Source organism: Thiorhodospira sibirica ATCC 700588 (assembly GCF_000227725.2).
Taxonomy (GTDB): Bacteria; Pseudomonadota; Gammaproteobacteria; order Ectothiorhodospirales; family Ectothiorhodospiraceae; genus Thiorhodospira; species Thiorhodospira sibirica.
Window position 1 is genome coordinate 1,883,329 of the sequence record NZ_MU255056.1, and the last position, 13,456, is coordinate 1,896,784.

Consider the following 13,456-nt stretch of genomic DNA (forward strand, 5'->3'; position numbering starts at 1 on the left):
CTCCTTGATGGATTGTTTGTATTTGCCCATCCCGTACAGCCGACAAGAAAAGGTATGCACAATCGCCAATAAATCCTCGACCATTTCCTGCTCGGGCGAGAGCGATTCCTGGTTGACCACCACGATCTTGCAGCCGTTTTCATCCGCCAGGTGCGCAAAGAGATCAAGGCCAAAGCGCATCAACCGATCTTTGTGCGCCACGAGCAGCAGGCGCACTTCACCACGCTGAATCCGATCAACCAAGCCAAGAAACCGCTGGCGCTTGAAGTTCATTCCGCCACCGATCTCTTGAATCCATTCATCCACCGCAATCCCCGCGCCCAGGCAGTAGGTTTCCATCGCTTGTACCTGCGAAGCGAGATCGTCTTTCTGTCCGGCACTAGAAACCCGGCAATAGACCACGACATCCCGCTCACGGGGCGCCCCACCAAGCATCAAGCGCACATCCGCTGCGTCAAAATAGCGATGTCCGGAAGGATGGCGCTTTGCGACGAGCTTCCCCTCGCGCTCCCAGCGCCGAATTGTCGAGGGTGCTTTTCCGATCCGTTTCGCAAACTCGTTAATGCGATATATCTTGCTCATATAAGCGATTATAGATATTTGCAGAAAAAAATCAAGCAACAGTTTTTAGCTCCTCTCATCATCAAGGGCGGGTATCTTTCAGATCCTGCCCTTGATCACTCAGGCCATCACCCAGTATGCAATAAGGCAAAAAGCCTTTATGCCGATCTTTATCGAGCAGTTCATAGGGGTGTTGCCAGTTGATTTGATGATGTATCTCCGGAAAAAACAAAAGAATAAAGTCGTGTAGCCCGTATTCAATGGCTTATTTCCAGGGGGTGTCAAAATCTGTGGTCGCGGGGGGTCATGAGGCTGAGATGAGCATGGGGCCAGGATGGGCTGGAACGGTGCCTATATCGGCGGGGGCGTGCTTGGGAGCGGTCCGCAAAGGTAAGACTCCCAAGCAATGAGGAATTTGGCGCAGTTGTCAGTAGTGGCGTTTCACGGAGAACTGAGCGAGTGCTGTGAGCGCGTCACGGGCTGGACTAGGGGGAAGGACATCCAGGCTGCTGATGGCCAGATGGGCTTCTCGGATGGCGATTTCGCGGCTGTATTCAAAAGAGCCGCAGCGGCGTAGTACCTCCAGTACGGCGTCTGCATGTTCGCGTCCGCCTTCTTCGATGGCCCGGCGTACAATCCCGGCACCTGTCGCATCGGCATGACGGATGGCATGAATCAGCGGCAGGGTGGGTTTGCCTTCGGCGAGGTCATCACCCATGTTTTTGCCCATTTCCTCCGGGGTGGCGTTGTAGTCCAGCACATCGTCAATGAGCTGGAAGGCCGTGCCCAGATGCAAACCATACAGCGCCATGGCTTGCTCAACCTCGCGGGGACGTTCCGCCAGCACCGCGCCCAGACGGCTGGAGGCCTCAAACAGTTTGGCGGTTTTGAACTGGATGACGTCCATGTAACGCGCCTCGGTGGTGTCGGCGTCATGGCAGTTAAGCAGCTGCATGACTTCGCCCTCGGCGATGGTGGTGGTGGCATTGGCAAGGATCTGCATGGCGCGGATGCTGCCAAGCTCCACCATCATTTCAAAGGCGCGGGTATAAAGGAAATCGCCCACCAGGACGCTGGCTTCATTGCCAAAAATGGCATTGGCGGTTTCGCGCCCTCGGCGCATTTCCGAGGCATCCACCACGTCATCGTGCAATAAGGTCGCGGTGTGAATGAATTCAATGATGGTGGCAAACTGGATATGCTCGCGTCCCGGATAACCGCAGGCTGCAGATGACAGGAGCAGTAACATGGGGCGCAGCCGCTTGCCGCCACTGTGAACAATGTAATGACCAAGTTGGTTGATCAGCACAACCGGGGATTGCAGACGCTGCAAAATACAGTCATTGACTGCCTGCATGTCATCGGCAATAAGATCACGTATCTGGGTTAGTTCCATGGGTCAATAAACAGGCACATAGGAAATCGGAATCCTAGAATGGCCCCCGAACGTGTCAAGGTCTGAGGGGCGCATGTATTCAGGGGCTGCGTAACAGTGTGCAACAACCGCTGCCCATCGAGGATCAGCGCTTGCCTTTAGGGTGCCATGCGTTGGCGTTTGCGACGCCAGCGAATGACAGACAGCACCGGTCCGGACAGGGCATACAGCAAAAATCCGGCAAACAAGATCTTGGGCGGGTCCAGGGCCGTCAACATAATAGCAGCTAACATGGCGAACACGACAAAAAAAGGCACACGATGGCGAAAATCCATATCCTTGAAGCTGAAGTAGGTGAGGTTGCTGACCATCAAGGCCCCTGCAAAAACGGTGATCACCAAGGCCGGGATCATCAGCTGCGTGCCGCTGACTTCCAGATCATGCCAGACCCACACCATCCCCATCATCAGGGCCGCCGCCGCCGGGCTGGGTAAGCCCTGGAAAAAACGCTTATCGGCACTGCCGAGCTTGGTATTAAACCGGGCCAGGCGCAAGGCGGTGGTGGCGGTATAAAAAAATGCGGCAATCCAGCCGATTTGCCCCAGTCCAGACAAGGCCCATTGATACATCACCAAGGCCGGGGCCAACCCAAACGACACCATATCAGACAGCGAGTCGTATTCGGCACCAAAGGCGCTTTGCGTGTTGGTCATGCGGGCGACACGCCCGTCAATGCCATCCAGCGCCATGGCGACATAGACCGCAATGGCGGCCTCGGTAAACTGCCCATTGCCGGCCGCAATAATCGCATAAAAACCCGCAAAAAGCGCGGCCGTCGTGAACAGATTGGGCAGTAGATAGATGCCACGATTTTTTTTGAGTTGCTCGACCTGCTCGTGTGTTACGGGTTTATCAGAATCAGTCATGCGGGCGGGCTATCCGTGTGGCAATGAGATCCAGCCCGGCTTTAACGGCGCGACCTGGGCGCACCTCGCTGCGGCAGTCGGGCGGCAGATAAAGTTCGACCTGACGACCGCCTAACCCCAAAAAACCGCAACGCCGCCCTTGCCCGACACGTTCCCCGGTTTGTACGGAGCTGCGCAGGAGATGGAATCCTGCCGTATCCAGGGCGCAGACGATATCTTCCTGCTCATCGGTATGTAGCCACAGGGCGAAGCGATCCGCCGGTGTGGGTCGGTCTTTGTGCTGGCTCCCTTTGATCCAGCGGGCCTTGACCTTGCCTTCAACCGGGTAGCGTAGATTAAACGGGCCAAGGCGCGCTTGCCTAATGATGATGCGAAGGCTGGGCCGCTGCAGGTAGGGGTCTTCGTGTTCAGTAATTTCTTGCACCACGCCATCAACCGGGCTGAGCACCCCTTGTAAGGGGCGTTGGCTTTCACTGCGCCGAGGTTCACGAAAGATAAATAAAACCGCTGCCATCAGCACCCAGCTTGGCCAGGCCAACGCAGGCGATAACAGGATGTGGCTGACCGCCAGAATCAGCGCGGCCAGGGTGACAAACACGCGGCCTTCAGGAGCAATCGGTAGCATAGCCTTGAGGGATGTTAACGCACTAACTCAGGCCCCCTTGATCGAACGCGGCCAAGGGGGTTGATCCAGACACGGCGCGAGAGATGTAACGCTACAGCGTTTAGCCCTCGCGCCGAAATGGTTTAGTTTTTGTCTTTATCGACAATTTTATTGGCTTTGATCCAGGGCATCATATCACGCAGCCCCTGACCGACGATCTCAATCGGATGCTCGCGACTGATGCGGCGGCTGGCTTTGAGCTTGGGCGCACCGGCCTGATTTTCCAGAATGAATTCACGGGCAAACTCGCCGGTCTGGATCTCTTTGAGGATTTTTTTCATCTCCGCCTTGGTCTGCTCATTGACCACCCGTGGCCCGCGTGAGATGTCGCCATATTCTGCGGTATTGGAGATCGAATAGCGCATGTCGGCAATACCACCTTCATACATCAGATCCACAATCAGCTTAAGCTCGTGCAGGCATTCAAAATAGGCCATTTCCGGCGGATAACCGGCCTCAACCAGGGTTTCAAACCCGGCCTGCACCAGCGCGGTAGCACCGCCACACAGCACCGCCTGCTCACCAAATAAATCGGTTTCCGTTTCGTCTTTAAAGGTGGTTTCAATGATGCCGGCGCGGCCACCGCCGTTGGCGCTGGCATAGGACAGGGCGATATCGCGGGCACGTCCGGAGGCGTTTTGATAAATCGCAATCAGACTGGGAACGCCACCGCCCTGGGTGTAGGTCGAACGCACCAGATGCCCCGGCCCTTTGGGCGCAATCATGATCACGTCCATATCCGGGCGTGGCTGAATCTGCTCAAAGTGGATATTGAAGCCATGCGCAAACGCCAGGGCAGCGCCTTGTTTCATGTTCGGTGCAATCTGCTCACGATACAGCGAGGCCTGATGCTCATCCGGGGCCAATACCATCACCACATCCGCACTTGCCACCGCAGCGGCAATGTCTTTGACCGGCAACCCTGCCTGCTCGGCCTTCTTGGCCGAGGCCGACCCCGGACGCAACGCCACGGTGACGTCAACGCCAGAGTCTTTCAGATTATTGGCATGGGCATGCCCTTGTGAACCATAGCCCACAATGGCGACCTTCATGCCACGAATGATAGAAAGATCGGCGTCTTTGTCGTAAAAAACCTGCATATTCAAAATCCCCAAATGAAAAAACGGCGCTCCAGGTCAGATCATTCGCCTGCAGCGCCAGACGGTTAAAGCCGCTAAGGCAGCACACACCCACCTGCCTGCGCCGCGTGCGTCGCGGCAGGCAGGCAGACTACATTTTTAAGGCAATATCGCCACGGGCAATGCCCATCACCCCGGAACGCACCACCTCCAGCACCTCAAACGGCGAGGCCATGCCCAAAAAGGCATCCAGCTTGGCACTATCGCCGGTAAGCTCAATGACATACGAATCAATGCTGACATCAATGATGCGCCCCCGGAAAATATCGGTCAGACGCATCACATCATCTTTGGCCGCACTGTTTGCCACCTTGATCTTCACCAGCATCATCTCACGCTCGATATGGGCATATTCGGTAAGATCCATCAGCTTGACCACATCAATGAGCTTGTTCAGCTGCTTGGTGATCTGCTCAATGATCTCATCAGACCCCCGTGTCACCAGCGTCATGCGCGATAGTGTGGGATCATCCGTCGGCGCGACGGTCAGTGATTCGATATTGTAACCGCGTGCGGAAAATAGTCCCGCCACACGCGACAGGGCACCGGATTCGTTTTCCATGAGAATGGATATGATATGTCGCATGCTTGCCTCGCCTTACAGCAGAATCATTTCGTTTTGGCCCGCACCCGCCGGAACCATCGGATAGACATTTTCGGTTTGATCGGTGAGGAAGTTCATAAACACCAGACGATCCTTCATCGCCAGGGCCTCCTTGATCGCCCCTTCCACGTCTGCGGGTTTTTCGATACGCATTCCGACATGCCCATAGGCCTCAGCCAGCATTTGGAAATCCGGCAAGGCGTCCATATACGACATCGAATAGCGCCCCTGATAGAAAAATTCCTGCCACTGACGCACCATCCCCATGAAGCGATTATTAAGGGTAATCACCTTGATCGGCAAGCCGTATTGCAAACAGGTGGATAACTCCTGAATGCACATCTGAATGCTGGATTCCCCGGTGACACAGACCACCGTCTCGCCAGGATGCGCCAGTTGTACCCCCATCGCGGCGGGCAAACCAAAGCCCATCGTGCCAAGCCCGCCGGAATTGATCCAGCGGTTTGGTTTGTCAAAGCGATAAAACTGCGCCGCCCACATCTGATGCTGTCCCACATCCGAGGTCACAAAGGCATCGCCCTGAGTTTCGCGCCACAGTGTTTCAAGCACATACTGGGGTTTGATCAGCTCGCTGTTGCGATCATATTTCAGGCAATCCATCGCCCGCCATTCGTTAATCTGCGCCCACCATGCCTTCAAGGCCTCCTGATCCGGCTTGGCCTTAGCATGTTCAAGCTCTTTGATCATCGCCTTGAGCACATGATCCACCCCGCCCACAATGGGAATATCGACCTTGACATTCTTGGAAATCGAAGCCGGATCGACATCCACATGGACAATGCGCGCCGTTGGACAAAATTTATCCACATTCCCGGTCACCCGGTCATCAAAGCGCGCCCCGATGGCGATCAACACATCGGCATGATGCATCGCCATATTGGCCTCATAGGTGCCATGCATCCCCAGCATCCCAACAAACTGCTGATCTGATGCCGGATACGCGCCCAAGCCCATCAAGGTATTGGTCACCGGCGCCCCCAGCAAACGGGCAAATTCCGTCAAAGACTTCGACGCATTGGCCAAAATGACCCCGCCACCGGAATAAATCACCGGTTGTCTGGCCTGCAAAATCAGCTCAACCGCCTTGCGGATTTGCCCGGTATGCCCCTTGACGGTGGGGTTGTATGAGCGAATCTTGATGCTTTTCGGGTAATCAAAGACGCAGCGGGCCGCCGTCACATCTTTGGGAATATCCACCACCACCGGCCCGGGCCGTCCGGTCGTTGCAATATAGAAGGCCTTTTTGATGGTCATCGCCAAATCCCGGACATCCTTGACCAGAAAATTGTGTTTAACACACGGGCGGGTAATCCCCACCGTATCGACTTCCTGAAACGCATCATTGCCGATCAGGCTGGTGGGCACCTGCCCGGTAAACACCACCAACGGCACCGAATCCATATACGCATCAGCAATCCCGGTAATGGCATTGGTGGCCCCCGGTCCGGAGGTCACCAGCGCAACCCCCGGTCGCTGCGTTGATTTAGCGTAACCCTCGGCGGCGTGTACAGCGGCTTGCTCATGACGTACCAGGATGTGATTAACCTTATCCTGTTTGTAAAGTGCATCATAGATATGCAAAACAGCGCCGCCAGGATACCCAAAGATGAGATCCACGCCCTCTTCTTGTAAACAGCGAACAAAGATCTCAGCACCGGTCATTTCCACGGTTTTGTCTCCTGCTGGCGAGAATAGCTAGGCAGCGGACATGCAATCATGCCCGCTGAATGAATGCGATTGCGCACAACGCTCAAACCTCAGGCCCAGGGCCAACACCGCACCCACAGTACCCAAAATTATCGTACACGGTACCCACCTGCCTGCGCCGCGTGCGTCGCGGCAGGCAGGCCGCGCACCCCAAGCGAAACGGCAACCCGGTAATTTTTATTAAAGACCACCGATTCTAATATGAATGTCAGTGAATTTCATCCCGTCAGACCTAACTTTCATCAGTTTCTCCGCGAGAAACCCCGGCCGCAAGGCCAAGGAGGGATAGCGCACGGCGCGGGAATCTCCCTTGTGGAGATTCGCATAGCGCCGCTATACTGGTCATGTTCTATGAACCTACGGTCGGGCGGACCGAAAGTGACGCCTGTCAGAGACGAGAATGTGAGTCCTGGGGAGCACCTGCCTGCGCCGCGCCTGCCTGCCGCGACGCGCGCGGCGCAGGCAGGTGGGTTGGTTCGCCACCGTAAAAGCTCCCGCGTGGAGCTTAGCGGCGATAACCAAGCCTTCTCCTTGGGCGGTCTCGGGGCAGGAACCCACCGAAGCGTGTGTTGTATGTGCATTGTGCAACCTCGCCGTAGGAATCCTCTTCCTTCAGGGAGAGGAGGACGTCAAGTATGAAGGACCCAAGCCCCACTGATTATGAAGGGGGTTACGCCTGTTTGGTGGTGAGTTGCTCCAATAGTTCATTTTGCGCGCAGCGTGGCGCGGCATCTTCTTGCGGCTGGATGCGCACATACGCGCCGTCGCTTTGCAGCACCCATGCCTGGGTGTTATCCGCACCATAGGCCAGCAAGGATTCCTGCACCACGCGCTCGCGCAATTCGGGTTGCTCGATGGGAAAGGCAACCTCCAGACGGCGAAAGAAGTTGCGCGGCATCCAGTCGGCGCTGGACAGGTAAACCTCTGGCTGATCGTGGTTCTGAAAATAAAAGACTCGCGAATGCTCCAGAAAGCGCCCCATCACTGAGCGCACTTCGATCGTTTCCGAAACCCCAGGGACTCCGGGGCGCAGCGAACAAATCCCGCGCACAATCAGCACAATCTTCACACCGGCCTGGGAGGCGCGATACAGTGCCTGTATCAAGACCGGCTCAATCAGCGAGTTCATGCGCGCCATGATCAGGCCCGGCAAGCCGTTGCGGGCATGTTCGCGCTCGCGCTCGATCTTTTCAAGCATACTGCTGTGCAGGGTAAACGGCGCCTGCAGCAGTTTTTTAAGCTTTGATACCTTGCCCAAGCCGGTGAGCTGCTGAAAGACTTTATGTACATCTTCGCCAATGGTGCGATCAGCGGTGAGCAGACCATAATCGGTGTAGGCGCGGGCGGTGCCGGCGTGATAATTGCCGGTGCCCAGATGCACATAGCGCAACAATTCGCCGCGCTCACGGCGCACGACCATCGCCAGCTTGGCATGGGTTTTATAGCCGACCACGCCATAGGTGACATGCGCCCCGGCATCTTGCAGACGATTGGCCAGCTGAATATTGGCTTCCTCATCAAAACGGGCACGCAGCTCGATCACCACCGTGACCTCCTTGCCTTTGCGCGCGGCCTCTATCAAAATTTCCACCAGTTGTGAGCGCAAGCCGGTACGATACAGGGTCTGCTTAATCGCCAGCACATCGGGGTCGCGGGCGGCCTGACGCAAAAATTCCACCACCGGAACAAAAGACTGATAGGGGTGGTGCAATAAAACATCGTGATGCCGGATGGTCTGAAACAGGTCGGCGGTATTGGATAAAGACGGCAACACCGTGGGCACAAAGGCCGGGAATTTCAGATCAATGCGATCCACCAGCTCATGCACCGCCACCAGACGATTGAGATTGACCAGACCATTGACCTGATACAAATCATCCGACCCCAGATCAAACTGATGCAGCAAGAAATCTGCCGCCTTGCGCGGGCAGTTATCCGCCACCTCCAGACGTACCGCCTCCCCATAATTGCGGGAAGGCAACTCCCCCTCCAGCGCCATCAATAAATCATCAATCTCCTCTTCACGCACAAACAAATCGCTGTTGCGGGTCAGGCGAAACTGATAACAGCCAGTGACCTTCATCCCCTGAAACAGCTCGCCCACATGCGCATGCAGCATGGAAGACAAAAAGATGAAATCATGATCGCCCTGCGCCAGTTCTCTGGGCAGTCGGATAAGACGCGGCAGCGAACGCGGCGCCTGCACGATGGCCATGCGGCTTTCCCGCCCAAAAGCATCCTTCCCCTCCAGCGTGACAATAAAATTCAAACTTTTATTGAGAATGCGCGGGAAGGGGTGCGCCGGGTCCAGGCCCAGGGGGCTGAGCACCGGCAATAATTCCCGATCAAAAAACTCCTTGACCCACGCGGCCTGCTCGGTATTCCAGTGCGTGCGGCGCAGAAAATGAATGCCCTGCATCGCCATCGCCGGAATCAGGATTTCATTGAGCGTATGGTATTGATCCTCCACCAAATCATGCGCCCGACGTGCGATCCGGCTTAATTGCTCCGGGGCACTCAAGCCATCCTGACCGGGTGAATTAACCCCCAGCTGAATCTGTTGTTTGAGCCCGGCAACCCGTACCTCAAAAAATTCATCCAGATTGGTACACGAAATACACAAAAAACGCAGCCGCTCCAGCAAAGGCATCGCATCATCTTTGGCCAGATCCAATACACGCTGATTAAAGGCTAAAAGACTCAATTCCCGGTTGAGGTATAACTCGGGATGGCTTAAATCAATCTCATTCATCGTCATCTATCAAAGGCAGGCCAATAATGGCAAGGTATCAGTATAACGCCACTTGATGGCAAACAGGTTTATCCCGCATAGAAGCCCAGCGCGAGCGTGTATAAATTTTTTCAAATATAAGCAGTTATCGTCATCGGTTTAGGAAATAGGCATTCATTGGCATCCCTTGCAGGGGGCTTGCTTGTTTTCAATTAGCAAGTATAATGATAATTATTATTATTTTCTTTTCTTGAGGGTGAATGATGATGAGCCAGTATGTTCATTTTGTCCCAGGCCGGGTACGCATTCGTTCCAGACAGCTTCGCGCTCACCGGCAAAGCGTGCCGCAGCTAAAACGCCAGTTAAGCGCCTCCATAGACGGCATACAGGATATACGCCTGAATCCACATGCCGGCAGTATGACCATTTATTACGACACCACCAAACACAGCCGTGAATCCATTTTTGCCCGCTTGCAGCATGCAGGCTATCTGTCAACAACGCCTGATCTGGAGCGCTCGCCGCCGCACTATCACGAACAGATCAAACCGCTCGGGATGTTGATCAGTCGGGTGCTGGTCAAGCAATTGATGCAGCGGGTGGGCGGTGAAAATGTGTCGCTGCTCAAAGACGTCATCCAGCATCTGGGCAAGTCCAGCCCGCTACCGAGCAGTCTGCGCTAGATGCCCATCGGGGAACCACCGTCAGGGCAAACATCCGCCCTGACGGTGATTTACTGCGAATTTAGCGGCCTTTTTGCAAGGCGCTGAGCAGGATGCCGACGGTGGTGCCGTTGTGCATGATCGCGCTGGCTACGGGCGATAGTCGTCCGCTCATGGCGGCCAGGAACAGGGCGGTATTAACGCCGATGGCAAGATTGAAGTTGCGTTTAATCAAACGCATGGTCTGGACAGATACCTCGCGTGCTTCATTGAGCGCGCTGAGTTGATCATCCAGCAACACAATATCAGCACTGGCACGGGCGATATCTGCGCCCTTGGGCAGGGCGATACCAACATCGGCCGCCGTCAAGGCCGGGCCATCATTGATGCCATCGCCCACGAAAGCCACCCGATGCCCAGCCTGTTGCAGGGCGTGAATCACCTCCGCTTTGGCGGTTGGCTCCATCTGTGCATACACCGCATCAAAGCCCAAAATATCCCCCAATGCTTGCGCTTTTTGCTGCTGATCCCCGCTGATCATCACTAAATGTTTAATGCCTTGAGTGCGTAAGCGGGTCAATACCTCGGCGGCCTCAGCGCGCAGGGTGTCACGCAGGGCAATCAGACCAATCGGTTCATGCGCATTGGCGACAAAGAGCAAACTTTTGCCCTCGGTGTGCAGCTGTGCAATCTCGGCCTCATACTCATGAAAGCTAAGGTGCATGTGCTCTTCCAGATAATGACGGCTCCCAATGAGGATGCGCCCGCCTTTGATTTCGGCAGACAGTCCGTGAGCCACCATATAGTCCACTTCGCCGTGTGAAATATGCTCCAGGGCACGCGCCTTGGCGGCTTCAACCACCGCATGGGCGACCGGATGATTGGCGTGTTCTTCAATGGAGGCAACCAGCGCCAATAAATCGCTTTCCGTGTATTGATGCGCGGTTGGCAATAACACCACATCGGTCACCATGAGCTCGCTGTGGGTCAGGGTGCCGGTTTTATCGAATACAAAGGTATCCACCTGACTCAGTTGCTCAATGGCATCCCCGCCTTTCATCAGGATGCCGTGACAGGCGGCTCGATGCATCGCCGATTTAAAAGCCACCGGCGGCCCCAGTTTTAAGGCGCAGGAATAATCCACCAAAAACACCGATTGCAGGCGGCGGAGATCGCGGGTCAGGGCATACACCAGCGCCCCTGTCGCCAGAGTGATATACACCCGTTGATCGGCAAGCTGTTGTGCCAGGCGCTGGGTGTGAGAGCGCTTGGTCAGGGCTTCTTGAATAAAGCGGGCAATGCGGGCGGTGGTGGTCTGCTCGCCCACCCAGATGGCTTCCACACGCAGACGCCCTTCCAAAATGACCGAGCCAGAAAGCACCCGCGAGGGCGATTCCTTACGCACCGCCACATCTTCGCCGGTCACCACGCCCTGATTCACCAGCGCGACCCCTTCGATCACCCAGCCATCAATCGGAATGGTTTCGCCCGGACCAATCTGGATGATTTCACCGGCTTTGATTTCGTGCTCTTTGACCTGCACCAGTTCGCCATCACGCTCGACCCAGGTGTTTTGCGGCGTGGGATGCAGGAGCTTGCGCAGCAGACGATCTGACTGACGCTGGGTGCGCTGTTCCAGAAACTCCCCCAGACGCAGAAAAAAATGCGTGATGTTCGCGGTATACAGCTTGCCGCTGGCGGTCGCCAGACCTAGGGCAATGGCATCCAGTACCTCGACTTTGACGCCTTCATGCACCAGGGTGTCCACCCCTTTGAGCAGCGGCGAGGACAGATTAAACAGTGTCAAACCCAGACGCAGCGGCGGCGGCAAAAAGGGCATGAGTGCCAGTGCGCCCACATGCGCAATCAGCGATGCCTGATCTGCCGGGCGAGACCGTCGTTCAAGATCGCTGGGCACATGTGAAGGCTGAAAGCGGATCAGATGCTCCTGCACCGCCGTTATATGCAGCTGCTGGGCATCATAATGCACCGTCAAACTGCGTGCCCCACGGTTACAGTGTGCCTCATGTACCCCGGCCAGGGTTTCCATCCAGGACTCAAGCAACCAGGGTGTATAGCCCACCCGCCCGATGGCGGCGACGCGAAAGCGGACCCGACCGGGCAGTGCGTGGATGCGTTCAATCTGCAATTCATCCAAGGCGGCAATCTCTCACACTGCCGTTGTATAGGGCTTATTTTTCTGCGGTTTCGACATGCAGCTCGGCCTCAGCATCACGAAAACGCTCTTTAATTTCCTCCATATTTCCTTGCACCGAACTCCACAGATTGACCGCGCCTTTGATGGCGCTGCGCTGCACCGCCTCGTTATGCAATAAATAGGCAGCGGCAGCGCCAATCATCAGCCCCTTCATAAAGCGGTCATTGCCAAAATTAAAAAAGGCATTAGAGGCCGCTTTGGCCGGTGGCGGTGCCGACATCGCCCCAGGATAGCCGGGTGTCGCCGGAGGAACGCCATAAGCGGGGTCCTGGGGTGGTGCGTAATACGCACCATAATGCGGATGATGATAAGGGTAATAGGGATAAGGAGGATAAGACATACTCACTGCTCCGCTGGGTTATGATCTTTGTTTGTTGTGGGCTTTTTTGCCGTGACGATGACGCTGACCCTGGCAGCCTTTCTTCTTGGTCGTCGTGGCGAGGTGCTTGCTATCACTGCTCTGCGGTTTTTCGCTACACATCAGTTTTTTGCTCCGTATTTAAACGTTTTTCAATGCCATACATCAGCGCCGTACCGGCGAGGAATAACACCCCTAAACGGGCCAAACCATGATGTCCCACCGCATTCGCCGCCGCTCCGGCAATCGCCGTGGTCGTGGCCGCCGTCAAGGCCGCCCGTGCAGTGTGGGCCAGGGCTTGCTGTGTGTCTATTTCGCCTTGTTGTATCTGGCCAATAGCCTTGGCCGCCGCCGTGGAGGCACCGACCACCGCGCCCAGCGTCGCCAATTGCACCAGATTGGCGCAGGTATCACCGCCGGGGACATGATATGAAACAGGGCGGGTACCGGAGGGATACACCACCGGATAATGATGAATGCTCATGAATGC

12 protein-coding genes are annotated in these 13,456 nt (G+C 55.7%); 1 reads left to right on the forward strand and 11 read right to left on the reverse strand.

What is annotated here, in order from left to right; genetic code table 11:
- From THISIDRAFT_RS08880 to ppk1, 8 genes are all read right to left on the reverse strand, one after another.
- The coding region (locus tag THISIDRAFT_RS08880; RefSeq protein ID WP_221913988.1) for an IS607 family transposase at window positions 1-582 on the reverse strand (582 nt) is incomplete at its 3' end.
- A gap of 406 nt (window positions 583-988) precedes the next feature.
- Window positions 989-1,957, reverse strand: coding sequence for an octaprenyl diphosphate synthase (gene ispB / locus THISIDRAFT_RS08885; RefSeq protein ID WP_006786212.1), 969 nt, complete (start codon window positions 1,955-1,957; stop codon window positions 989-991).
- Window positions 1,958-2,094: 137 nt separating this feature from the next.
- The gene (gene pssA, locus THISIDRAFT_RS08890; RefSeq protein WP_006786211.1) at window positions 2,095-2,862 is read right to left on the reverse strand and encodes a CDP-diacylglycerol--serine O-phosphatidyltransferase; all 768 of its coding nucleotides are present in this window, start codon (window positions 2,860-2,862) and stop codon (window positions 2,095-2,097) included.
- Entirely contained in the window at window positions 2,855-3,487 is a 633-nt protein-coding gene (locus THISIDRAFT_RS08895) for a phosphatidylserine decarboxylase (protein ID WP_006786210.1), read from the reverse strand. Before THISIDRAFT_RS08895 ends, pssA begins: the two co-directional genes overlap by 8 nt.
- A gap of 122 nt (window positions 3,488-3,609) precedes the next feature.
- Complete coding sequence (gene ilvC / locus THISIDRAFT_RS08900) at window positions 3,610-4,626, reverse strand: ketol-acid reductoisomerase (protein WP_006786209.1); 1,017 nt, start codon at window positions 4,624-4,626, stop codon at window positions 3,610-3,612.
- A 130-nt stretch (window positions 4,627-4,756) separates the two neighbouring features.
- On the reverse strand, window positions 4,757-5,251 hold the full coding sequence (gene ilvN, locus THISIDRAFT_RS08905; RefSeq protein ID WP_006786208.1) for an acetolactate synthase small subunit: 495 nt from the start codon (window positions 5,249-5,251) through the stop codon (window positions 4,757-4,759).
- Between the two features lie 12 nt (window positions 5,252-5,263).
- Window positions 5,264-6,952, reverse strand: coding sequence for an acetolactate synthase 3 large subunit (locus tag THISIDRAFT_RS08910; protein WP_040851333.1), 1,689 nt, complete (start codon window positions 6,950-6,952; stop codon window positions 5,264-5,266).
- A gap of 715 nt (window positions 6,953-7,667) precedes the next feature.
- Entirely contained in the window at window positions 7,668-9,749 is a 2,082-nt protein-coding gene (gene ppk1 / locus THISIDRAFT_RS08915; RefSeq protein ID WP_040853026.1) for a polyphosphate kinase 1, read from the reverse strand.
- Window positions 9,750-9,994: 245 nt separating this feature from the next.
- Here ppk1 and THISIDRAFT_RS08920 point away from each other — a divergent pair, with 245 nt between their 5' ends.
- Entirely contained in the window at window positions 9,995-10,411 is a 417-nt protein-coding gene (locus THISIDRAFT_RS08920) for an HMA2 domain-containing protein (RefSeq protein ID WP_139064077.1), read from the forward strand.
- A gap of 61 nt (window positions 10,412-10,472) precedes the next feature.
- Here the strand turns inward: THISIDRAFT_RS08920 and THISIDRAFT_RS08925 are convergent, their stop codons facing one another.
- From THISIDRAFT_RS08925 to THISIDRAFT_RS08935, 3 genes are all read right to left on the reverse strand, one after another.
- Entirely contained in the window at window positions 10,473-12,548 is a 2,076-nt protein-coding gene (locus THISIDRAFT_RS08925) for a heavy metal translocating P-type ATPase (RefSeq protein ID WP_006788394.1), read from the reverse strand.
- Window positions 12,549-12,582: 34 nt separating this feature from the next.
- Window positions 12,583-12,948: a hypothetical protein gene (locus tag THISIDRAFT_RS08930; RefSeq protein ID WP_006788395.1), complete on the reverse strand. Its 366-nt coding sequence runs from the start codon at window positions 12,946-12,948 to the stop codon at window positions 12,583-12,585.
- Window positions 12,949-13,081: 133 nt separating this feature from the next.
- Window positions 13,082-13,450 carry a magnetosome protein MamC family protein gene (locus tag THISIDRAFT_RS08935; RefSeq protein WP_006788397.1) on the reverse strand — a complete coding sequence of 123 codons (369 nt, stop codon included), beginning with the start codon at window positions 13,448-13,450 and terminating at the stop codon, window positions 13,082-13,084.
- Window positions 13,451-13,456 lie beyond the last annotated feature (6 nt).